At 63.2% G+C, this 23864-nt stretch carries 19 protein-coding genes; 9 read left to right on the top strand and 10 right to left on the bottom strand.

Annotation, left to right across the window (positions count from 1 at the left end):
* Positions 1-255: 255 nt before the first annotated feature.
* From istB to nifA, 5 genes are all read right to left on the bottom strand, one after another.
* Positions 256-1035, bottom strand: coding sequence for an IS21-like element helper ATPase IstB (gene istB, locus HT136_RS06690; protein ID WP_214198785.1), 780 nt, complete (start codon positions 1033-1035; stop codon positions 256-258).
* A complete protein-coding gene (istA, locus tag HT136_RS06685; RefSeq protein ID WP_214198784.1) occupies positions 1025-2545 on the bottom strand; it encodes an IS21 family transposase in 1521 nt (506 codons plus the stop codon). The genes istB and istA overlap by 11 nt, the downstream gene beginning before the upstream one ends.
* 104 nt (positions 2546-2649) lie before the next feature.
* Complete coding sequence (locus HT136_RS06680; protein WP_214198783.1) at positions 2650-3198, bottom strand: DUF3604 domain-containing protein; 549 nt, start codon at positions 3196-3198, stop codon at positions 2650-2652.
* A 96-nt stretch (positions 3199-3294) separates the two neighbouring features.
* Entirely contained in the window at positions 3295-5856 is a 2562-nt protein-coding gene (locus tag HT136_RS06675; protein WP_246543406.1) for an arylsulfatase, read from the bottom strand.
* Between the two features lie 433 nt (positions 5857-6289).
* The gene (nifA, locus tag HT136_RS06670; protein WP_214198782.1) at positions 6290-8071 is read right to left on the bottom strand and encodes a nif-specific transcriptional activator NifA; all 1782 of its coding nucleotides are present in this window, start codon (positions 8069-8071) and stop codon (positions 6290-6292) included.
* Between the two features lie 273 nt (positions 8072-8344).
* Here nifA and HT136_RS26485 point away from each other — a divergent pair, with 273 nt between their 5' ends.
* The 4 genes from HT136_RS26485 to HT136_RS06650 all read left to right on the top strand — a co-directional run bounded on the left by HT136_RS26485 (position 8345) and on the right by HT136_RS06650 (position 12204).
* On the top strand, positions 8345-9262 hold the full coding sequence (locus HT136_RS26485; protein ID WP_214198781.1) for a 2Fe-2S iron-sulfur cluster-binding protein: 918 nt from the start codon (positions 8345-8347) through the stop codon (positions 9260-9262).
* Between the two features lie 88 nt (positions 9263-9350).
* Positions 9351-9830 (top strand): ferritin-like domain-containing protein, encoded by a 480-nt coding sequence (locus HT136_RS06660; RefSeq protein WP_214198780.1) that lies wholly within the window; start codon positions 9351-9353, stop codon positions 9828-9830.
* A 97-nt stretch (positions 9831-9927) separates the two neighbouring features.
* A complete protein-coding gene (locus HT136_RS26595; protein WP_343222122.1) occupies positions 9928-10218 on the top strand; it encodes a ferredoxin family protein in 291 nt (96 codons plus the stop codon).
* 15 nt (positions 10219-10233) lie between these two features.
* Entirely contained in the window at positions 10234-12204 is a 1971-nt protein-coding gene (locus tag HT136_RS06650) for a thioredoxin domain-containing protein (RefSeq protein ID WP_214198778.1), read from the top strand.
* Positions 12205-12340: 136 nt separating this feature from the next.
* Here HT136_RS06650 and HT136_RS06645 read toward each other — a convergent pair whose 3' ends face one another.
* From HT136_RS06645 to HT136_RS06630, 4 genes are all read right to left on the bottom strand, one after another.
* Complete coding sequence (locus HT136_RS06645; protein WP_214198777.1) at positions 12341-12838, bottom strand: hypothetical protein; 498 nt, start codon at positions 12836-12838, stop codon at positions 12341-12343.
* A 136-nt stretch (positions 12839-12974) separates the two neighbouring features.
* The gene (locus tag HT136_RS06640; protein WP_214198776.1) at positions 12975-13619 is read right to left on the bottom strand and encodes an NrsF family protein; all 645 of its coding nucleotides are present in this window, start codon (positions 13617-13619) and stop codon (positions 12975-12977) included.
* Positions 13609-14112 (bottom strand): sigma-70 family RNA polymerase sigma factor, encoded by a 504-nt coding sequence (locus tag HT136_RS06635; protein WP_214198775.1) that lies wholly within the window; start codon positions 14110-14112, stop codon positions 13609-13611. The genes HT136_RS06640 and HT136_RS06635 overlap by 11 nt, the downstream gene beginning before the upstream one ends.
* A gap of 242 nt (positions 14113-14354) precedes the next feature.
* A complete protein-coding gene (locus tag HT136_RS06630) occupies positions 14355-14885 on the bottom strand; it encodes a MarR family winged helix-turn-helix transcriptional regulator (RefSeq protein ID WP_214198774.1) in 531 nt (176 codons plus the stop codon).
* Between the two features lie 208 nt (positions 14886-15093).
* Between HT136_RS06630 and HT136_RS06625 the strand changes: the two genes are divergently transcribed.
* From HT136_RS06625 to HT136_RS06605, 5 genes are read left to right on the top strand one after another with little or no spacing between them, the layout of a single operon-like run.
* Positions 15094-17994 (top strand): TonB-dependent receptor domain-containing protein, encoded by a 2901-nt coding sequence (locus tag HT136_RS06625; RefSeq protein WP_214198773.1) that lies wholly within the window; start codon positions 15094-15096, stop codon positions 17992-17994.
* A 23-nt stretch (positions 17995-18017) separates the two neighbouring features.
* Complete coding sequence (locus tag HT136_RS06620; RefSeq protein ID WP_214198772.1) at positions 18018-19439, top strand: MFS transporter; 1422 nt, start codon at positions 18018-18020, stop codon at positions 19437-19439.
* Positions 19440-19453: 14 nt separating this feature from the next.
* Positions 19454-20368, top strand: a complete 915-nt coding sequence (locus HT136_RS06615; RefSeq protein WP_214198771.1) for a TauD/TfdA dioxygenase family protein — start codon at positions 19454-19456, stop codon at positions 20366-20368.
* A 9-nt stretch (positions 20369-20377) separates the two neighbouring features.
* Positions 20378-21346, top strand: coding sequence for a 2-hydroxyacid dehydrogenase (locus tag HT136_RS06610; protein WP_214198770.1), 969 nt, complete (start codon positions 20378-20380; stop codon positions 21344-21346).
* Complete coding sequence (locus tag HT136_RS06605) at positions 21346-22215, top strand: kinase (protein WP_214198769.1); 870 nt, start codon at positions 21346-21348, stop codon at positions 22213-22215. The genes HT136_RS06610 and HT136_RS06605 overlap by 1 nt, the downstream gene beginning before the upstream one ends.
* A 262-nt stretch (positions 22216-22477) precedes the next feature.
* On the opposite strand, the gene HT136_RS06600 is transcribed toward HT136_RS06605, so the two are convergent.
* Positions 22478-23779, bottom strand: coding sequence for a dicarboxylate/amino acid:cation symporter (locus tag HT136_RS06600; protein WP_214198768.1), 1302 nt, complete (start codon positions 23777-23779; stop codon positions 22478-22480).
* Positions 23780-23864 lie beyond the last annotated feature (85 nt).

Below are 23864 nucleotides of genomic sequence, written 5' to 3'. Positions count from 1 at the left end.
GTAAGGGCAAAGTGATCGGTCAGATCCGGGTTTGGAAAAGCATTCCGAGTCATAGGGCTTCGAGCCCGCAGAAGTGTTTTGCACCAGGCCTGCGCATCTCCATACCGGCCAGCGGTCCTCAGACCGCGCAACAGGCCTGATACATGACCGCATCCGATCACACGCCGGCGCCACTCCAACAACACTTGCGCGACAGGGGGCATCCATACATGACCCGGGTGGGTATGGTTTATGTGCTGCCGTTTCTGGGCAGGTTCAAGATGCGGGCTTCTCCTTTCTGGCTTTGGGTGCAGCGGTGCTGGCGCGGAAGCGGAAGCTGTCGTTTCCGGTTTCCAGGATATGGCAGTGGTGGGTAAGCCGATCGAGCAGCGCGGTGGTCATCTTGGCATCGCCGAACACGCCAGCCCATTCGCTGAAGCTCAGGTTGGTGGTGATGACGACGCTGGTGCGCTCGTACAGTTTACTGAGCAGATGGAAGAGCATGGCGCCGCCCGATGGACTGAAGGGCAGGTAGCCCAGTTCATCGAGGATGAGCAGGTCGAGGCGTAGCAGGCGCTCTGTCAGCTGGCCGGACCGGTTCAAGGTCTTTTCCTGCTCAAGCGCATTGACCAGATCGACCGTGGAGAAGAAGCGAACCTTCTTGCGGTGATGCTCGACAGCCTGGACGCCCAGAGCTGTGGCGATATGGCTCTTGCCGGTTCCGGGCCCGCCGATCAGCACGACGTTGTCGGCGTTTTCCATGAAGTCGCCCCGGTGAAGCTGACGAACAAGGGCTTCGTTGATCTCGCTGGCGGCAAAATCGAAGCCCGCCAGATCCTTGTAGGCCGGGAAGCGGGCTGCCTTAATCTGATAGGCGATCGACCTGACCTCCCGTTCGGCCATCTCTGCCTTCAGGAGCCCAGACAGCATGGGCACGGCAGCGTCGAAGGCAGGCGCGCCTTGCTCGATCAGCTCGCCAGCGGCCTGAGCCATGCCGAACATCTTGAGGCTGCGCAGCATGACGACGATGGCCGCGCTGGCGGGATCATGACGCATGGCGGATCTCCCTGAGCGTATCGTAGCGAACGACATTGGCCGCGGGCTCCTGCGTCAGACGCAGGGCCTGAGGCGCATCGACCGGCGCTGCTGGAGGCGCCTTGCCATCGATAAGGCGATGCAACACGTTGAGAACATGGGTCTTGGTGGCGACACCGGCTTCCAGGGCCAACTCGACCGCGCTCAACACAGCCTGCTCGTCGTGATGCAGAACGAGAGACAGGATCTCGACCATCTCCCTGTCGCCGCCTGGGCGCTTGAGCAGATGACTTTGCAATTGCCGGAAGGCTTCGGGCATCTCGAGGAAGGGCGCGCCATTGCGCAAGGCGCCGGGTTTGCGCTGGACCACTGCCAGATAATGCCGCCAGTCATAGATCGTGCGTCCCGGCTTGTGATGGGAACGGTCGATGAGCCGGGCATGTTCGCACACGATCTGGCCTTCGGCCGCTATGACCAGACGATCCGGGTAGATCCTAAGGCTGACCGGCCGGTTCGCGAAGGAAGCAGGCACCGAATAGCGGTTGCGGTCGAAGGCGACGAGGCAGGTCGGCGACACGCGCTTTATCTGCTCGACGAAGCCATCGAAGGGCCGGCCCAGCGGCATCAGGCAAGCAATTTCCTCGGCGTGCGCATCGGCCACGGTGCCGGGCAGGACACCATGCTGGATCTCGCCCCATTGGGCGATGCACTGTTCTTCCAGCCAGGTGTTCAACTCAGCCAGATCGCGGAAGCTGGGCATCGGTTGCCACAACCGGCGTCGAGCGTCCTGGACGTTCTTCTCGACCTGTCCTTTCTCCCAGCCAGAAGCCGGATTGCAGAAATCGGCCTCGAACAGATAGTGGCTAGCCAAGGCGGCGAACCTGGCATTGACCTGCCGCGTCTTCCCTGTCCCGATCTTGTCGACAGCGGTCCGCATATTATCGAAGATCCCACGCTGCGGCACGCCACCCAGCACCCGGAACGCTTGCGTCAGCGCGTCGAACAGCATCTCATGGGTCTGGAGCAGATAGGCGCGCACGATGAAGGCGCGGCTATGTGCCAGCTTGGTATGGGCGACCTGCAGCTTGGTCACCTTGCCGTCCAGCACGGCATAATCCTCGCTCCAGTCGAACTGGAAGGCCTCGCCAGGTTGGAAAACCAAAGGCACAAACGTCCCGCGCCCGCTGGTCTGCTGTTCATACTGAAGCTCGGTCCGCCAACGCCGGGCAAAGGCGGCCACCCGGTTATAGGAGCCATCGTAACCCAGCTTCACCAGATCAGCGTAGAGTTGCTTGGCGGTCCGCTTCTGCTTGCGAGATTTCTTCGATTCAACTCGTAACCAGGCCGTCAGCTTGTCCGCGAAGGGATCGAGTTTGCTGGGGCGCAACGGAACCTTGAAGCTGGGCTCAACCGTATCGGAGCGCAGATATTTGCGGATGGTGTTGCGGGACAGGCCGGTCCGGCGCTTGATCTCCCGAATGGAAATCCCCTGCCGGAAATGCCACCGGCGGATCACACTGAGTAAGTCCATGCTGATCACTCCACGACCCTCCGACTGGCAGTCGGAGGCGAGGGAAACATGGGTCAGTTCTCAATGGTAATTTATACGCGTCCCGGGTCACTTCTCAGTGGCAATCAACACTCATAGGAAATGAACGCCGTGAACGCGCCTGGCTTGTTGTATTTCTCCATGATGTCGACGTTCTTCTCCCAAGCGGAGGCAACCCACTTGGAATCCATGAACACTTTGGGCAATCGTCCTTCGGACTGAGCGAGAATGATCTCGCGCATGGCCTTGGTTGCCTGGGCATCACCTTGGCTGACCATGTCGTACCAGGCCTTGGCCTGCTTGTCGGCGAGGAACTCGGCGTTACCCGCCATCAACTCACTGATCGTTCCCATGCCGTCGGAATGGTCGGTCACGGCGATCCAGTCCAAGGGCTTGTGAAGCTTCATCATCACCCCGGTCGATGACTTGATTTCCTCACCTTGCGCAAACCTTACGGCGTCCTCGGGCGAAAGCCTTGTTCCACTTAGTCCGGCGTCGACCGACCAACCGGTGTGAACGTGCTCGTCCCCCCAGTAGGCCCGCTGAGGGAACGAGGTTTCGGCAACGTCCGATGCCGCCGAAGGCGAGGCCGTACTGTCGGCCGCCTCTTGCGAGCATCCGGCCAAAAGGGCCATCGCGCATGTCGCCGACGCCAAAGCCAAATTCTTCATAACGCCCTCCCAAACTCCCAAATTCCAGAAAAATGACAGGCCTGCCGGCCTGGCTGCGCCTCACTCGATATGCTGCGCGAAGGCCAGATAGCGCTCCTGCAATTCGTCTTCCTCGGCCGCGCTCAGGTTCTTGGGCGCGAGCTTGATGTCGATGCGTTCGATCGTGCCGCCCTTGAACTTGAAGGGGGGCGCATAGTCGTTCGAGACGGGCGAACCGCTGTCGCCGCCGACCCCGAAGGTGTCGATGCCGAACCGCCCGGCCACGGTGTTCGCGATCCGCTCGCGGGCGACTTCCTTGCCGTTAACGAGCAGGACCGCCTCGCCGCCCTTGCCAAGCCCCCCGCCATCATAGCTGAAGGCAACCTCGATCTTGACTTTGCCCGTGGGCAGCGCGGCGGGCGAGGTCACGCTGGTCCGCTCGCGCTCGAACCAGTTGTAGTGATAGGTGACCTTGCCGTCCTTGACGTAGAGCGCATAGCCCGCCGAGCCGCCGCCTGCGGCCAGGATCACGCCCTCGACCTTGCCGTTCGGGTTCTCGATCTGGGCGATGATCGTGTGCGAGCAGTTCTTGGTGTTGGGAGATGCCGTCTCGGGCAGGCGGTAGGCGCCGGGGTAGTACGTGAACTCGGTCCGGTTCGGGTCGGCGCCGCCCGGTGACGGCTTGGGCTCCGCCAGGCGCCCGGCGCCGCGATCGTCGAGCGGATAGACCCCGTATTTCACGGCCTCCTCGTCGAACAGCTTCTTCATTGCCTCGAGCTTATCAGGCATCTTGCTGGCCAGATCGTGGGCTTCGGAGAAGTCCTCGTCGATGTTGTAGAGCTCCCACTTGTCCTTGTCCCAGTTGCCCGGGGCATAGTCCTGCCGCCATGGGAAGGTGTGCTGGGCGCAGGCAATCCAGCCCTTGTCGTAGATTGCCCGGTTCGAGAATACCTCGAAATACTGCCGTTCGCGCACGGCGTGGGCACTGGCGCTGGCGAAGGTCGAGCGGATCGAGACGCCGTCCATCGGCTTTTGCTGCACCCCGTTCACATGGCTGGGCGCCCGGATGCCTGCCGCATCGAGAAGGGTGGGCACCACGTCGATGAGGTGGGTGAACTGCGGACGGATGCCGCCCTTGTCGGTGATCCCCCTGGGCCAGGAAATGACCATGGGATTGCGCGAGCCGCCAAAGTGCGAGGCGACCTGCTTCACCCATTGAAAGGGCGCGTTGCCCGCCCAGGCCCAGCCCAGCGGATAGTGCGGCTCGGTCTCGGGCCCACCGATCTTGTCGTAGGCCTTGAGGTTGTCCTCGAGCGTGGAGGCGACCCCGTTGAGGTTCATCACCTCGTTGACGGTGCCGGTAAAGCCCCCTTCCGAGGAAGCCCCGTTGTCGCCCACGATGTAGATGATGATCGTGTTGTCGGCGTCGGGCAGTTCCTTCACGGCGTCGATCAGGCGGCCGCACTCATGGTCGGCATAGGAGAGATAGCCGGCGAAGTTCTCCATGAAGCGGGCGTAGAGCTTCTTCTCGTCGGCCGATAGCCCGGCCCAGTCCTGCACCCATTCGGGCTTCTTGGTCAGTTCGGTGCCCTTGGGGATGATGCCGCTCGCCAGTTGGCGCTTGTAGGTTTCCTCGCGGACCTTCTCCCACCCCGCGTCGAACTGGCCTTTGAACTTGTCGCGCCATTCGGCGGGCGCATGGTGCGGGGCATGCGCGGCGCCCGGCGCGAAGTAGCACAGGAACGGCTTTTCGGGGGCGACCGACTTGGAATAGCGGATCCAGTTGATCGCGCGCTCGGTCATGTCGTTCTGGAAGTGGTAGCCTTCCTCGGGCGACGTGTCGGGCTCGACGGCGACGGTGTTCTCGAACAGCACCGGGTAGTACTGGTGCGTCTCGCCCGAGATGAAGCCGTAGAAGTAGTCGAAACCCATGCCGGTGGGCCAGCGGTCGAACGGGCCCGCCACGCTGCTCTCCCAGTCGGGCGTGTTGTGGTTCTTGCCGAACCAGCTCGTGGCGTAGCCGTTTTCCTTCAGGATCTTCCCGATGCTGGCGGTCGTCTGGGGGATCATGTTGTCGTAGCTGGGAAAGCCGGTTGCCCATTCGGACAGGAAGCCGGTGCCGCAATTGTGGTGGTTGCGCCCCGTGATCAGCGCGGCTCGGCTGGGGCCGCAGATCGCGGTCGTGTGGAAGCGGGTGTAGCGCAGGCCCTCGGCCGCCAACTTGTCGAGCGCGGGCATGGGAACCGGGCCGCCGAATGTGCTGGCCTGTCCGAAGCCCACGTCGTCGAGCAGGATCAGCACGACGTTGGGCGCCCCCTTGGGCGGGGTGGGCAGTTCGGGCCAGGCGCTTTGCGATTCCTTGTAGGTCTTGCCGATCTTGCCCTTGAACGGCGGCTCGGCGAGCGGAAGATGCGTGCGATCGACATTGCCGGCCAAGGCCTGCGCGGAGGAGGCCGCGGCCTGCCCCGACGATGTCTGCGCCCGGGCTTCGGCGGTAACGCCAAGCGAGTCCAGCAGTGGCAGCGAAGCAAGAGCACTGGTGCCGACGAGCAACTTGCGCCGGGTCAGACTGCCCGGACCATTTCCAGTCCCATCGGCATCGTGCTCCAACGACGGCAGCTCATCGCCTCGATCCAGATCCATCTGCGGGCCTCGCGGTTGTTCGAGAAAGGACACGTGCCTTCGATGCCGGCCAGGAAGGGATCCCTCGAACGCCAGTCGATCACGTAAAAGCCACTATGGGAGGCCGGCAAATGGAGCGGAATTGGGATAAACCCTGAAGTTTAGAAGGGGCCCTGTGTGCGTCACACCGGTAAATCTCAGTGCGGCGGCCCTTTTTGCGGGGCTTGGAAGAGAAGCCAGCAGGAAGTACCCAGATGTGGCTTCCAAAGCCGCCACTAGAACGGCCGTCAATCAGACGGCATCAGGTCGACCGCTCCAGGCTTTTGTCTTTAGGCATTTTCTGAAGTGTCAGGCGATTTCACCTCGCTGGAAAATGCACAGCGCTCCATCCTGAACGACGGCTTTCGCGACAAAGCCAGGCACCACGTCCCTCGGAATTACGGGTCTGTCGAACCTAAAACTTGCGGATCTCTATGTTATGCTTTTGCAAGGCGTAACTCACCTGCCTGGGTGTAATACCCAGCAGACGCGCTGCCTTTGCCTGAACCCAGCCGGCGGATTGGAGCGCGGCCAAAAGGCGATCGCGCTCCAGAATCACGTCGTTGCCAACGGTGCGCAGCGCACCTGCGCCCTCCTCGTCCGGCGCGAACATGGAAGACGTCGATTCCGGCGAGGTCGAAAGTTCCGAAGTGACCGGCGCCTCTTGCGGGGCACTGCCCACCTCCGAAGGTGCGTCGTCGCCGCCTTCGGAATCGACGAGACCACCATCGAGCGCGAACGTCGCGGCGCGAAAGACCAGATTTCGCAATTCGCGAATGTTGCCCTGATAGGTGCGATGGAGAAGGGATTGGAGGAAGCCGGGCGAAAACTGCAATTGGCAGTCGTTTTCGGCATTGAACTGGCGCAGGAATTCACGCGCCAGCGGGATGATGTCCCCTTCCCTCTTGCTCAGCGGAGGAATGAAGATCGGCACGACATTGAGGCGGTAGTACAGATCGGCCCGAAATGTCCCCTCCGCCACGGCTTGCTCGAGATTGCGATTGGTGGCGCAGACGAGGCGTACGTCCACCGACAGGGTCTTGCTTCCCCCGACACGCTCGAATTCGCGTTCCTGAAGGACACGCAGGAGCTTTGCCTGGAAGGCGGCCGATATTTCCCCGATCTCGTCAAGGAAGAGCGTCCCGCCGTCGGCAAGTTCGAAGCGCCCCTTGCGCTGCGTGACGGCGCCGGTGAACGCGCCGCGCTCGTGTCCGAAGAGTTCGGATTCGAGCATTGTTTCGGGCACGGCGGCGCAGTTGAGCTTGATGAACGGGCGTTGCGCGCGGCGCGATTGCCGGTGGACGCAGTTGGCAAACACTTCCTTGCCCGATCCCGTTTCGCCCCGCAGCATGATCGTGCTGTTCGTTCGCGCGGCGCGCTGGACGAGGCCCAAGGCCTTCCGGGTCGCGGGACTAACGGAAATGATGCCCTCGATGCCGCCCGGCTGCAGGGGCATGGCCGGTACGCCGCGGAGAGGATGCAAGGTGACCTTCCCCGCCTCTCCTGTTTGCGGCGAGGATCCGGCGCCGCCGCGCAATTCCAGGTTCTGCGCCAGCAGTCCCGCAACGATCGTCAGGAAACACACATCGTCCGCCTGCCGACGGGCCGGGGTGCAGGCCCGGCTCGCGACAAGCACGCCACAAATGCCCTCCTCCACGCAAAGCGGAATTCCGATCCACGAGGTGGGAGGGCGCCTGTCCGGCCCCCAGCCCGCCGTGTCATCGACCCGGAACAGCGCGTTGCGGCGGATATCGGCAAACGCCATGGGCATGCCCATGGCCACCACACAGGTAATCGCACGATGAGGCAGCGCACCAAGCCCTCCCTCACGTGCCGCCACGTGCCACTGGGCCCCTTCGGTGAGGACCCGGGTGGGCAACCGGTCCTTGCCGAGAAGGACGATCGCGGGGCGTTCCAGGCCGATAAAGCTGGAAAGCACACCCAGAACCTCGCGCAGTTGGCCATCGAGGCTCGATTTGCGACCGACCAGCAGCCTGGTGATCGCGTAGAGCGCCTCGCGCTCCGCGAAACGGGCACGCTTCTGGCCTGGCGGTTCGCAACCCCAAAGTAACGATGCACCCAACCCGGATCTCCTGGCTGTGTTGGCAACAATACGGCTTGCTATCTGGCTAGGGCCTAATCTCGCAGGATCCTGGCTCGATCGGCTTGTTACCCGACCATTCAAGTCTATTCGCATCTGCGAAACGATTCAAGCGTGCGGCGGACGCATTACAAGTAATCACGTTGCAATTTCATACTGCGAGCGCAGAATTTTGCCACCTTTTGCGACGGCGAACGCGGTGAACACGGCGGCGTTTGTCGTAAAGACCCCAATTGTATCAATTCTTTTTTGATGTGGGTCAAATCAGCCCACGAAAAGCGCGCAGAACTTCAAATGGCACGATCATTGCCTGAAATGACCTAGATTTGGCGTTTAATAACGTCGCAATGTCAATTTCAGGAGTTTTATATGGCCAACGTAACATTTTCATCCCCTTCGATGGCGCGAGACGTGACGGTCTATGCGGTCGCCGGCGATCGGGGCACCATTCTCGCGCTTGCCAAGGAACACAAGATTCCCATCCCCTTCGATTGCCAGGACGGCAACTGCGGTTCGTGCGTTGTCGAAGTCCAACATCTCTACGCGCCGACCAAATACAGCAAGTACGGCATCGCGCTGACCGAAGAGGAAAAGGAAACCCTCAAGCAGCTCGGCAAGATCACCAAGGAGGAGATCTACGAGGCCGAAGTGAACGACATGCCTCCCCGCCATCGCCTGGCCTGCCAGTGCTTCGTGCGCAACGAGGACATCATGGTCCGCTTCGTCGGCGATGAAACCCTGCCCGCAAAAGCGCCCCACGTCACCCCGGCCGCGAAAATCTTCAAGGGCGGCATCAAGGCTGCTTCGGTGGACGAGTTCCTGGGCTATGCCGTCAAGATCGAGGAAGACGCCGCGGCCCATTTCTACGACCTTGCCGAAGGCATGAAGGCCTGCGGCAATGCCGAAGTGGCCAAGCTGTTCTACCAGTTGGCCGGGTTTTCGCGCCAGCACCTCAAGGAGGCGCGCGAACGGGCAAGCGCGCTCGATGTCGAGGCCGTGCTTCCGCCCGACTACGTGTGGCCCGACCAGGCAACGCCCGAGCGCACCTCGCTGATGGCGGCGGACCCTGCCCTGTCGCGTCTCGACGCGCTCAAGGCCGCAATCCTGGGCGAACGGCGCGGCTACGAATTCTACGTGGCGATGGGTGCGACCTCGGGCAATCCCGAGGTCACCGCCCTCGCCAAGGAATTTGCCCGGGAAGAAGCCGAGCACCTCAAGATCCTGGAAGCCTCGATCACGCGCGAAGAGTGGCTTCTCGCCAACCCCGAGGTTCCCGCTCTCGATTGACGCACGCGCGGGGCGGCGGCGGCCCGGTCTTCGCGCCCCGCCGCCCCGCTCTGCCAAGCCTCGCAGATCCTGCAGATGGAGAAAGGCCATGGAAACCGTCGAAGAATTTCTGGCACATGCCATTCAACTCGAGCGCGAGGCGGCGGACCGCTTTGCCCACCTGGCCGATGCGATGGACGCAGGCGGCAACAAGGAGGTCAGCAAGCTCTTCCGCCAGCTCGCGCATTATTCGCGCCTGCACCTGGCCGATGCCCGCAAACGTTCCGGCTTTCGCGACATTCCCGTACTGGGACCCGACGATTTCGAGTGGCCCGATGCCGAAAGCCCGGAATCGGCCGCCATCTGGGCGGCCGATCCACTGGTCGGCCCCGACGAGGCGCTGGCGACGGCGCTCGCGGCCGAAAGCGCGGGCCTGAGCTACTATGCCCAGGTCCTGGCCAAGGCCACCGACCCGGAGATCATCGCGTTCGCCAAGGCCTTCGTTGCGGAAGAGGAAGGCCATGTCGCCGAACTCAACCGCTGGATCGCGGCCAGGGCCGCCGGTCTGCGCATGCCGATCACGACGTAACCCATTCGGCCATCGCCAGACGAACGCAGCCCGCCGGTCCAGACCGTGGCGCGGGATGCCCATTGGTGCGCCGAACACAAGGCCAGGGAGGCTACCCGTGAATCCAACCGTCAATGTCGAGAACAAGCTTTTCTTCAACCGCTATGTCGTTGACGCGGGAAGGCCGCACATAACCGTGAAGCCCCACGCGACGCCGTCCGCGCAGCTGCGGGCGCTGGTCTATATGTGCCCGGCCGGTTGCTACGGCGAAACCGAAGCGGCCACGATCGAGATCATTCCCGATGGATGCCTGGAATGCGGCACCTGTCGTATCGTCACGGCCGGCACCGGCGAAGTCGAGTGGCATTACCCGCGCGGCGGCTTCGGCATTCTCTACAAGTTCGGGTGATCGGGGTTGGATGCCATGGCCGATGGTTTCCTCCCATCCCAATCCACCCGTTCGCCTGCGTTTCCGCACGCCCCGAGCCGTCCCGTCCAGCGCCTTCCCGCCAGCCCCTACCTGGGCTTGCATGCGCAAGGACCCATTTCCTGGCAATGCTGGAACCCCGAAACCTTTCATCTCGCGCGGCAGCACGGCACGCCCGTGCTTCTCTCGGTCGGGTTCGGCGCATGCCACTGGTGCGCGGCAATGGCGCGGGAGGCCTTTCGGGACCCGGTCACGGCGCGTTTCATCAACGCCTCTTTCGTTCCGGTTCTGGTCGATCGGGACGAGCGGCCGGACATCGACTATGTCTACCAGTCCGCGCTCGGCCTGCTGGGACAGCGCGGAGGCTGGCCGCTCACGATGATCCTCGATCCCGAAGGGCGCCCGTTCTGGGGGGGAACCTATTTCCCGCTCCAGAGCGAAAATGGTCGCCTTTCGCTTGGGGATGCCTTGCGCGAGGCCCTCAAGGCCTTCGATCAGGAGGGTATTCGCGCGCACAATCTCGCTGCGCTGTCGCGCGGGCTGGCACAGTTGGCGCCTTCCGCTTCGCGCTGGACGCCCCCCGATCGAATCGTCAAGTGGGCGCGCGTTTCGCTGCTGGAACAAGTCGATTGGCAGAACGGGGGATTTGGCGCGGGTCCCAAGTTTCCCGAAGTCCCGGCGCTGGACTTGCTGTGGGAAGGACGGCGGCGCCACGGCGATGTCCGCGCGCGCGAGGCCGTCTTGCTTTCGCTCGATCGCATGTGCCTGGGAGGTCTGTACGATCACCTGGGAGGTGGCTTTGCGCGCTTTGCGGTCGATGAGGCCTGGCGCGTGCCCCACTTCGAGAAGATGGCGAGCGACAACGCGCTCCTGATCGAACTTCTGACCAAAGTGTGGCTGAGCGAGGGAAATCCGCTTCATGCCGCGCGTGTCCGCGAAACCGTCGCCTGGCTGGCACGCGAGATGCGCGTGTCCGGGGGCGCCTTCGCGCAGTGCCTTGGCGCGGAAAGCGATGGCCAGGACGGCGCGCATTACCTCTGGCAAGCCCGAGAGATCCGGACGCATCTTGGCGAAGGCGCGCCCTGCTTCATGCGGGCCTACGCAATTGCGGAGGCGGGCAACGGGCAGGAGCGCCACATCCTTCACCGCCTCGATCACCCGGAGCGGCCCGGCGCGAGCGAGGAGTCGCAGTTTGCCGCCGCCCGGGCAAGCTTGCTGAGGGTGCGCGAAAAGCGGATACCCCCGGCCCGCGACGAACGCGTCCTTGCCGACACCAACGGCATGCTGATCGCCGCGCTCGCCGCCGCGGGCCAGGCGTTCGCGCGTGCGGATTGGATCGAACTTGCCGCCGGGGCCTTTGCCTTTATCGCCGGCACCTCGCGCGGGCGCGAGGGCCGCCTCTTGCATGTTGCCGCGGGCGAGAATTCCTCCGGCTGCGATTTTCTCGACGACTATGCACAAATGGCCCGCGCCGCCCTCGCCCTTCATGCCGTGACCGCAGGAGCAGACTACCTGCGCTGGGCTGAAAGGTGGGCGGAGCTCGCCGAGAGGCACTTCGCAGACCGCAATGGCGGCGGCTATTTCCTGACACCGCACGATGGGCAGGCCTTGTGCGTTCGACCGAAGAACATGCGCGACACGCATGTGCCCTCTGGCAACGCGGCCATGATCGACGTGCACTGCGAGCTTTACCGGGTCACCGGACAATCCGCGCATCTCGAAGCCGCCTGCCAAACCGCGGCCTCGCTGCACAGCGAGGCCCTTCGTGGCATCCTGGGGCTCGAAGGCCTTCTCACCGCCACGGAAGCCCTTGCCGCGCTCAAGCACGATAGTCCCGCAAGGCCTGAAGCCGCGTCGCAAGACAATCGGAAATCCGATTGGACTTTCCCAAGTGCCCGCGAGCCCTTTTTCAATCATTCAATCTCGAAGGCCTTGCGTAACGAGCCGCTGGATGGAGATGAATTTTAGGAAATTCCTAGCTTTCCGCTTTCCCCTTCCCAGAAGCGGCCCGCCACTTTGGTTGGAGGAAGCGCCTTTCGATTGCGAGCGGCGATGTCGCCCGGCATTTTTCGCGGGTGGGCGGCAGGTCGATATCACCTCTCCTTCAACGCCGTGTCGTCGAGGATTGCATGTCGTGTCGATACAGGTGAACGATTTGGAGAGACAGGCCCACGACGAGGATCGCCAACAGGCAGACTTGCGTGCCGACGAGAAGCGGCGAGTGCAGATCGGTGACCAAGGGGTGGCCATCGGGAACGCGCCGCAGGATTTCTGTGGCAGTCGGCAGCATCAACAGGAATACCGTCAGGCTGAGACAGATCGTCTCGATCAGCGCCTTGATCCTGGTCGTTCCCAAGAATTGCTCGACGCAAAAGCCCGTGACCAGCAATCCGATCGTCGCAGCGCCAATGGCGTAGCTCACCGGCTGATGCGCTATCAAAAAAACGCTGCCCGCTCCGATCAGCATGAATGCGAGATAGGCACGGCCAGCGCCCGAACGTGGCGTGATCCGGCCATGACGCGCGAACATGTAAGCCGCGAGCGGAATGGCGGGCAGGCTACCAAGCGTGTGAACCCAGCCAAGCGGTGAAATTCCAAACATCGTAATATCCTTTCCACGAACGCGAACAGGTGATCGATTGCACCGCTCCAAAGACCCGGTCGGCCGGGCGCACGCGCCTCTACGCGCCCGAAGCACGGGGCCGAGGCACAGTCGCTTGGATGGGAAAAGCGGTTGGTTAGAGGCGAAACCGCGCGGGCAAGAGCCAGCGCGCCATCGACATGGCAGCGCCACACCCCACGCCATACCACACGACGATGTAGAGCGGATCGTTCATCCGGCAGCAGACGGCAAAGACAAGCGCTGCGCAACTGCCGGCCGCAATTCCCGAGGCGCGCGCGCTTCGCCTGACATGGGTCGGTGCCCCTCTTCGCATCAACCACCCCAGCAACGCGATGATCGGAAGGGACAGGACAATGATCGAAACCGCGCAAACGATGCCATGACCGGGCGACAGTCGGGCAAGCAATTGCTCGCCGCTCGCGGGTGGTTGCCCGATGATGACGGTGCCGATCAGGATCGCCGCAAGGCTCAGCCCTGCCACGCTCATCAAGCCGCCATAGAGCGGTGCTGCCGGTGAGAACGAGCGCATCGCAATGGCGCAACTGACCGTTGCCAGCGCCGCGAGGCTGCCCAGCTTCCAGATCATGTAGGAGGAGCCTATCACCACGCCCATGTCGGGCCGCATCAATCCCAGCGCCAGAAGGATCCCTAGCTCGGCGCTGCAAAGTCCGAGCAGCAATGTGGATTCACGCGCGACACTGCGCCGTCGCACAGGAGGCAGGTCCGTCGACAAGTCCAGGATCAGCGCATCATTCGACATCGTGCGAGCTCTCTACAAGTGCGGCCAATCGGGCGAGGCCGCGATGGATGTTCATTTTCACCGCCGAGGCGGAGAGGCCGGTTTCCTGTGACGTTTCCTCAATGGTGTGTCCGCGCAATTTGACGAGCATGAGCGATTGCGCCTGCGCGGGCCGCAACTCGTCGAGTAATCGGGCGAGAACCGACGCGCTGATCACCGAAGTCTCATGGTCACCTACCGGCAGGTCTTCGGACAAATCTTCGGCTTGGCGGCGGCCCAGAACGCGCAGCTGATCTATCCATTTGTTCTTGGCAATCGCGGCAAGCCATGGCCCGAAGGGGTGTCTCGGATCGTAAGTGTGCCGACGTCGGTGGATCGCAAGCAGGACCTCCTGAACCGCATCCTCGACCTCGCCCGGGGGCAGGCGCCGTTGGAAATATCTCTGCAACCAGAGTGACACCTCCCCCAGCAAACGGCGATAGGCCCCTCCGTGCCCATCTTGCGCCGCAACCATCAGCTTGCCCCAGTCATCCGGGGCGCTCGCCGCGGGTGTCGGCCGAGGCGAACCTCGTGATCGCCCTGCGCTCAAAGCGGGAAGAAGGTTGCGTTGCATGACCCCTTGTACGGACCATTGTCCGGCCTGGTCACAGTCGAGCTGAAATTTCGTGGAAGACGGTTGCGGCCTGCTCGCAGTTCGCGGCGCGGGCCGGGCATGTTTCTTCGTCGAGCTCGTCGTTCATCTTTACGATGCCCGTGTCAGCCCGAGGCTTCCTGTACGTCCGAAATTCCAACCGCGATCGCTTCCAGCACGCGGGTGGCGAGGCGCATGTCCTCTTCGCTCAGGCTGCCAAACACAGCGCTCCGGATTTGCGACAGCACAGGCTGCACTTTGTTGACGACCTCGGTCCCGGCAGGCGTGATTTCGATATAGCGCGAGCGTCTGTCGGTGGGGTTTTCGATCCGCCGGATGAGACCGTCTTCCTCCAGCGAATTCAACGTTCTGATCAGTGGCGGCCACTGAATGGCCAAACGCGCGGACAGCAGCGACGTCGTGATCGGCGGCGTTGCCACGCTGAGCACGAACAGTGTTTGCCACCGCGATCGCGATTCGCCCGTCGCGGCCAGCATTCGGCTTTCGACATACGTGCCCCAACGCCTTGCCGACAAAGACAGCATACGGGTGAGGCGAAACTCCACATCGTCGCGCGAACCTTCCGGAAAATAGGCGCGATATTGCGGCGTTGTGATGTCGAAGGGAGAGGCTGCATCCGGTGAGTCAGAAGGCATTTGGGCTCCATTGCAAAGGCAGACCTCCGCACGTCCACGAACACTGCCTCATGTCTCTTGCCTTTAACGGCACTGGCGGACTTCTGCCACACGCCGATTTCCTCGGGCAATTGGTACCGTGATACGTATGTGTTGACAAGATATGTACCTAGATACATAAATTCGCTCCATAAGGCCGCAAGAGAAGGCCGGGAGAGGGAGTTGGAGTATGCGACCGAGCGCGCAAACGATGCGTACACGTGTGAGTATCCTGGCCATTATCGGTACCACGATGGCGTTGTCCCCGAATGTGGCACCAGCGCAGGATAGCGCCGCGGCACAGTCGGAACCGGAAGAGGCAGCGCCACAAGCTGCCGTGTCGGCAAACGATATCGTGGTGACGGGAACCCGCCTGGGTTCCAATTTCTCGGCGCCCACGCCAGTCACGTCCATTAGTGCCGAACGACTGGATGCGCTGGGTATCAACAACGCGGGTGAAGCGCTGAACCAGCTTCCCAGCTTCCGCGCATCGAGCGGCCCGGCCGCGCAGACCAATCAGGGCGGAAATATCGGTGCCCGCCTGCTCGACTTGCGTGGCCTTGATCCCCAGCGCACGCTGGTGCTGGTTGACGGCAAGCGCTTCGTGCCCAGCACGACCCAAGGTTCGGTCGACACCAATTTGATCCCGTCCTCGCTGCTGCGCACGGTCGATGTGGTGACGGGCGGCGCGTCGGCGGCTTATGGTTCGGATGCCGTTGCCGGTGTCGTGAACTTCGTGCTGGACCGCAGGAAGGAAGGGCTGGACGGAGAATTCAGCGCGGGCATCTCCCAGCGCGGCGACGATGGCAACGTGTTCGCCAGCCTTTCGGGCGGCACCAGCCTGACGGACCGGATCCACGTGATCGGTGCGGTGGAATATGAAAAGCTGGCAGGGATGGGCGATTGCACCACGCGTAGCTGGTGCAACAGCCAGACGCTGATCCTGGGTAACACGCCCGGCGCGGGCGGCCTGCCCGCAAACCTCATCATCGGCGGCGTCAACACATCGACCATGGCGCCCGGTGGTCTGATCAACCGTTCCTACGATGCGGCCGGTCAGGTGATCGGCACGACCGCGACCGACCCCTTGCGCGGCACGAAGTTCCTCGCCGATGGCACGCCCGGCCAGTTCCAGTATGGCGAATTGGTTGGCCCGCTGTTCATGCTGGGCGGCGAAGGGCAAGGCCGCAACGGCTTCATTTCCGCGCTGCAGTTGAAGGTACCGCTGGAACGCGTGTCATCCTATGGCGCGCTGACCGCGGAACTGAGCGATGATGTCACGCTGACGGCGGACGTGTCCTATGGCCGCGTCAAAGGCACCGTCAACGGCGCGATCTTCAGGGATTTCAACGGTTCGCTGATGGGACGGATCACGCGGGACAACCCGTTCATCCCTGAGGCGGTAGCAGACGTGATGGACGCCAACGGCGTGGATTCCTTCGTGCTGGGCAAGGCCGCATTCGATCTTGGCCCCGGCCGCGCGACCTCCACGACGGAAACCTACCGCGGAGTTCTCGGCCTTGAAGCCAGGTTGAGCGACACGTGGACCGCCAGCGCGTTCTATCAGTATGGCCGCACCAACTTCACCCAGCGCGCAACCAACCTCGTAAACCTCGCCAATCTGCGCAAGGCAACCGATGCGGTGGAATCGGGCGGGCAGATCGTCTGCCGGGTCAACGCCGATTCCAGCACGGCCAACGACGATCCCGCGTGTGTGCCGTTCAATCCCTTTGGCGAAGGGCAGTACAGCCAGGCTGCGGCCGGCTACATCACCGGAGACGGCCTGCAGCGCACGGTCAACGAACAGCATGTGGCGGGCGTGGACTTGCGCGGCGATGTGTTCGAACTGCCGGCGGGTGCGGTTACCGTCGCGGTGGGTGCGGAATATCGACGCGATACGGTGGACGGTACGGCCGATGCGATTTCGGCCGCCAACGGGTTCTATTCGCTGAACGGCTCGGCGCTGAAAGGCGGCGTCACCGTCAAGGAGGTCTTTGGTGAAGTCGCCGTTCCGCTGCTGCGTGAATCGGCGGTGGGCTATGCGCTGGATCTGAACGGGGCGGTGCGCCGCACGAATTACAGCACCACCGGATCGGTGACGACCTGGAAGGCCGGCGTGGTCTACGAACCGATCGACGGCATCCGCCTGCGCGGCACGCGCTCGCGCGATATCCGTGCGCCGAACATCTTCGAGCTGTTTGGGCCCCAGACGCGCCGCTCGATCGGCCTGTCCGACCCGCTCAACGGCGGTTTGCAGACCAACCCTTTCGTCGTCACCGGATCCAATGCCGATCTTTCGGTCGAAAAGGCGGACAGTTGGACCCTCGGTGCCGTCATCACGCCGCGGGCCGGTTTCCTGCAGCGGATGCGCCTGTCGGTTGACTACTACAGCATCAAGGTAGCAGGTGCCATCGGCGCGCTGGGCGCGCAGACGCTGGTGAACCGCTGTGCGCAAGGGGCGACCAGCTTCTGCAGCCAGATCACCCGCGATGCCGACAATCAGATCGTCGAAGTTCGGGACGTCATCCTCAATTCCAATGCGCTCAAGACCAGCGGCTTTGACATCGAGATGCAGTACCGCCAGCCGCTGGGCTCGCTGGGCGACCTCAACGCCCAGCTGATCGCGAACATTACGCAGGAACTGACGACGGTGGACTCGCTGGGGGCCGTCGACCGCGCCGGGCAGACCGGCGTGCGCACCGGGACCATCCCCGGCGTTCCGGACTATGTGCTGGACGGCGTCGTAACCTGGACGAAGGGCAAGTTCCAGTTGACGGGCCATGGCCGGTATATCCCCTCGGGCATTTACTGGACCAATTTCATCGGGCCGGATCAGGAGGGCTATTCGCCCACCCTGCCCAACAGCGTCGACAACAACAAGGTGCCCGCCCGCTTCTATCTCGACCTGACGGCACGCCTGAACATCGACACTGGAAATGGCCAGACCTTCCAGCTTTTCGCGACGATGAACAACGTGTTGGACCGCGATCCGCCGGCGATCCCCGGCCCTTCGGGTGGCACGAACCAGATCCTGTTCGATCCGGTCGGCCGCGCGTTCAAGGTCGGCGCCCGCTTCCACTTCGGCGGGTAAGGCACGGGATCGGGATAGCCAGGATGACGTACGCAACGCAGCATTCCTCACCACCCGTCAGCATTCAGGTGACCGATGTGATCGAGCGCCAAAGGATCAATGCGTTCGTCATCCGCCTGATCGCGATTTCATGGACTGTCACGTTCCTCGACGGCTTCGACATGCTCGTCATTTCGTTCGTGGCCCCGTATCTGCGCGAGGGGTTCGGAGCGGATGCGATTTCGCTGGGCGAGTTGTTTTCAGCCGGTGTGTTCGGCGCGATGCTCGGCGGCATCGCGTTCGGATGGCTGGGAGATCGCTTTGGCCGGCGGCCGATCATCATCGCGTCCGTCGCCGCTTTCGGGGCGACCAGCGTGGCGATGGCACTGGCGCCGGAAATGCATACGCTGATGATCCTGCGGTTTCTGAATGGCATCGCACTTGGCGGGCTGATGCCCCTGACCTGGGCGCTTAACATCGAATACGCGCCAAGCCGTTACCGCGCTACGACCGTCACGATCATCATGATGGGATATACTCTCGGCGGGATTGTAGCGGGGCCGTTCACGATCTGGTTGGCGCCGCAGTTCGGCTGGCAATCGGTTTTCCTGCTGTCCGGTATCGTCACGCTGGCACTGGTACCCGTGCTGGTCCTGCTGCTGCCCGAATCCGCGCGCCACCTGGCCGTGAAGGGGCGCTCTCCCGACAAGATTGCCAAGGCGCTCAATGCACTGGAGCCGGGGCTGGGCGCGCGTGCCAAGGACAGGTTCGTCGTGCCGGACGAGGCGAGCGCGGCGGTGGGGAAGGATTTCCGTTTGTCGTCCCTGTTTCAGGGAAATCTGCGGCTGATGACCTCCCTGCTCTGGCTTGCCTATATCGGCAGTTCGATGGCGGTGTACTTCAAGTCCAACTGGGGGCCGATCATCTTTGAGGATGTAGGCTTCACGCGTACGCAGGCGACGATGATCATGTCGGTCAGCTCGATCGGCGGATCACTTGCGGGCCTTGTGCTGATGCGTTTCACGGACCGCTTCGGGCCGATCGCGATCGCCATTTATCCCATGCTGGCAGCACCGCTTCTGCTGCTCATGGGGCTGGCGCCTGTCTCCTTGCAGGGGCTGGCCATTTTCGCCCTGCTCAGCATGGCGATGATCAGCGGAACGCATTTCGGCATGCATTCGATCGCGGGCATCTACTACCCCAGCGCGATCCGGGCGAACGGTGCAGGCTGGGCGACTTCCGTCGCGAAGATCGGCTCCATCTTCGCACCACTGCTGGGCGGCTATCTGCTCGCCACGCAGGTAGCACCGCGCTTCCTGTTCGTACTGCTGGCGGCAACCCCGCTTCTGACCGCCGTCTCTCTTGTCCTGCTCGCCCGCGCAGGCCGCCGCACGTCGAACCCCGCCGTCCCCCCCTCCACCGACAACATCGCCCTGCCCGCTGAGGCGCTGGCGACCAAGCCGTAAACAAGGAACAGCACATGGCTCTTACCGCAACACCCATCACCCCGCGCTTCGGCGCGGAAATCTCCGGCCTCGATCTCAGCAAGCCGCTGAGCGAGGAGGCTCTTGCCGAACTCATCGATGCGATGAACACATGGGGCGTGTGCGTCCTTCGCGACACCGGCTTCAACAATGAAACCCATGTCGCGTTCAGCCGTAGCCTGGGCCATCTGGAAACAGCCCCGGCAGTCAAAAACCGTCCTCGCCGCCATCCCGATACGCCGGAGATCTTCGACGCCAGCAATCTGACCCCCGCCGGCGAGATCCTGGTCGACGAGAACATGGTGCTGCACAAGAAGGGCGACCGTCTCTGGCACACCGACAGTTCCTTCATGGAACTGCGCTCGGCCTATTCGCTGCTGCTGGCCTATGAAGTGCCCAAGAAGGGCGGACTGACCTATTTTGCCGACATGCGTTCGGCCTACGAGGATCTGCCCGCCGAGATCCGTGAGATAATCAAGACGCACAAGGCCGAGCATTCGCTCTGGTATTCGCGCCTGCTTGCCGGCTTCCCAATCACGGAGGAAGAGATCGACGAGCGCCCCAAGGCTCTTCAACCGATGATCATGCCGCAGGAAGCCACGGGCCGCACCGCGATCTATATCGGCAGCCATGCCATGGATGTGGTGGGCATGCCGCGCGATGAAGGCCGCGCACTCATCAAATATCTGATCGAATTCGCCACCCAACCGCAATATACGTTCGGCGTCACCTATGAACCGGGCGACCTCGTCATCTGGGACAACCTTACCACCATGCACCGCGGCGGCGATTTCGATCTCTTCAACGAGCGTCGCGACATGCGCCGCACCACTGTGCGCGAAGGCGATGCGCCCGAGCACGCGGACGATCCGTTCACAGCCTATTTCGCTGCCTCGACCCCCACAAACTGAGCCTTACCAATGTCTGCAAAACCCCGTATTCTGCTTACCCGGCGCTGGCCCGAGCGCGTCGAAGCGCTGCTGGCCGAGCGCTATGACGCGACGCTGAGCACCGATGACCGCCCGCTCAGCGAAGCCGAACTGACCGTTGCCATGCGCGAATATGATGCGATCCTGCCCACCATCACGGACAAACTGCCTGCCGGCATCCTGTCGGTGGAAGGACGGCGGGTTCGCATGATCGCCAATTATGGTGCAGGGTTCGAACATGTCGATCTTGCTGCGGCAAAGGCTGCGGGCATCATCGTCAGCAACACTCCCGGGGTGTTGACCGATGCCACCGCAGACATCGCCATCACGCTCATGCTGATGGCCGCACGCCGCGCGGGCGAAGGTGAGCGGGAACTGCGCGCCGGGCAATGGACGGGCTGGCGCCCCACGCATCTGCTGGGCACTGGCCTGCGCGGCAAGACGCTGGGCCTCGTCGGCTTCGGCCGGATCGCACAGGCCATGGCGGAACGGGCACGGTTCGGCTTCGGCATGGACGTGGCGTATTATTCGCGCCGGGCCAAACCTGCGGATGCGAAGCGGTTCGACGCACGCTATTTCGCCTCGCTGACGCAACTGGCGCAACAGTGCGATTTCCTGTCGCTGCATATTCCGGGCGGCGCAGAGACGCGCAACATGATCAATGCAGCCGTCCTGGCGCAGATGCCCTCCCACGCAGTCCTGATCAACACCGCGCGAGGCGACGTGGTAGACGAGGTCGCGCTGGCCGATGCACTGGAAAGTGGCGGGATTGCGGGGGCTGCTCTCGACGTCTTCGTGGGCGAGCCGGATGTGTCGCAACGGCTTCTCGTCGCGCCGAACACCGTGCTGCTGCCCCACCTGGGCAGCGCGACGCGCGAAACACGCGAAGCGATGGGCATGCGCGCACTCGCCAATCTGGATGACTGGCATGCAGGACGGGTGCCGCGGGACAGTCTTTGATGGCGAAGACGATAGCCGATCTGATGGCGGCGGAACGCCTACCAGCGACTTACACCCAAATCGTCGATCGCTGGTGGCGACCGCTCGCACGTCGGATCGGCGATTGGCATGCTGAGGCCGGGCAGCCCCTGATCGTGGGGGTCAACGGTGCCCAGGGCAGCGGCAAGTCCACCCTTTGCCGTTTCCTTGCGGAAGCGCTGCTGCCTGAGTGCGGACTGGCCGCCGTCACCCTCTCGCTGGACGATTTCTACCTGACGCGTGCCGAACGCGTAGCGATGGCGCGGGATATCCACCCGCTGTTTCGCACGCGCGGTGTCCCAGGCACGCATGACGTGGCACTGGCGCTTTCGGTCATGGACGATCTTGTCGCCGGGCGGGACACCGCGATCCCCCGCTTCAGCAAGGCGCTGGACGATCGGCTGCCGGTATCCGATTGGACGCGATACGCAGCGCCCGTAGACATCGTCTTGCTCGAAGGCTGGTGCATCGGCGCGACCCCGCAGTTGCGCGCCGATCTGGCAAAGCCGCTCAACGAACTCGAAGCGCAGGAGGATGCAGACGGCATCTGGCGCAGCCACGCCAATGCCCTGCTTGAAACTTCCTATGCGCAGTGGTTTTCGCGGATCGACCGGCTGATCATGCTCAAGCCACCCTCCTTCGACCATGTGCTGAGCAACCGCCTGCTTCAGGAGGAAAAGCTGCGCAGGTCTTCGCCCGATGCGCCGGCGGTGATGGACGAGCCAGCCGTGCGGCGCTTCGTCCGTCATTATGAACGGCTGACTCGCCACATGTTTGCAGAAATGCCACGACGCGCGGATATCGTCTTCGATCTCGATCGCGCGCAGAACGTCGTCGACCGCCACCCGTGAACCATACATTCCGGAAGTAAGAATGTGGATGGGGGTACAGATCCGCCGGACGCACCGCGAAGGATCACCCAAGACCCTTCAGGACTTCGGGCGCAACGAAGGCCTCACCGTTTTCATGGCCGGATGATCCCATGGCGTCGTCTGGTCCGCGATTACGGGAATCGCGTCGAGGTCTCGCAGGCCATGCGGCCCGTCGCCAAGGGCGGAAATCTCGTACGATGAGCCGCCTAGCACATGACATGGTGCCGCACCCACGGGGCCGCTATCCGCGCTCCTCCAGCGAGCGGTTGCTCGCTTGCGGTTCGCGCGCGACGGCGATGGCGATGGCGATGTCGCCCACCACGTTGACCATTGTTCGGAACATGTCGAGCAGCCGATCCACCCCGACGACGAGCCCGATCCCGCCTGCGGGCAGCCCGGTCAGCGCGAGAACTCCGGCCACCGTCGGCAGCGAGCCCGCCGGCACGCCGATCGTGCCCATGCCCGCCAGCGTCGCCACGCCCAGCACCAGCCCTTGCTCGGCAAGCGACAGGTCCATGCCGAAGAACTGGGCGATGAACAGCACCGTCACCGCAGTGTAGATCGCCGTTCCGCCCTGGTTGGCGATCGTTCCCACGCTCATCACCAGCCGGGCCTCGCGCGCGGGCAAGGCGAGATCCTGCTCGGCCGCCCGCAAGGCGCTGGGCAAAGTGGCATTCGAGGACGAGGTGCAGAACGCGATCACCGCAGGCTCCTGCACCCCGCGCAGGAACGCGAGGGGAAGCAGGCCGCCCCGCATCCAGACTACGGCGAAGAAGGTAAGCCCCACCTGCAACAACAGCGCAGCCACCACCACGGCGACGTAAGCGCTGAGGTAGAGCAGCAAGTGCCACCCGAAGACGAGCGTGAGGTCGAACATGAAGCAGGCGACGACGAGCGGGGTCAGGCGCGCGATGCGCTCGAGCATGCGCATCGCCGCCGCGTAGACCCGCTCGCTGCGCGCGAGAGCCCGGCCACTCTGCCCCGAGCGCAGGAAGGTGAGGACGAGCCCGGCGAGCCCCGAGCCCAGAATGACCAGCACCACCCAACGCTGGGCCTGGGTGTAGGAAAAGGCCGCATCGAGCCAGGTTCCGGATACCGCCGGCGGACTGACCGACAGCAGTTGCTGGCCGATCTCGGCCGGGACCACGTCGCCGGGCCGGAACAGGTTGGCCATCGCCAGCCCGATCAGCGCCGCGGCGAGCGAGGCGGCGAACATGTGGACGAGGATGGACAGGAGCAGCCGCCGTGTCCCGGCCATTGTGCGCAAACGCACCACGCCGCTGACGAGCGCCGATACCAGCAGCGGGACGATAAGCAGGAACATTGCCAGCATGAAGGCCTGCTCCACCGGCTTCACCACCCAGCGCATGAGAAACACGGTCGCCTCCGCGCTCCGGGCGTAGAGCCCCGCCAGCGTCCCGCCGCCGATGCCCAGCAGCAAACCGGCAAGCAAGGGAACCTGCAACCTGGCGGAGAACCGCCCTTGCGCGCCGCTCGGCAAGGGAGACGGCGAGGGTACTCCAAAATCGGTGTCGATCATCATAGGGACCGGATGTCAGTGTGAGGAATGTCGTGCGGTCCTTTCCTGGCGCCGCGAGGCGCTTGGTCCACCTGATCGGCTATGCGCG

This window comes from Novosphingobium profundi (assembly GCF_018491765.1).
GTDB lineage: Bacteria > Pseudomonadota > Alphaproteobacteria > Sphingomonadales > Sphingomonadaceae > Novosphingobium > Novosphingobium profundi.
This window is presented reverse-complemented; position numbering and strand designations above follow the sequence as displayed.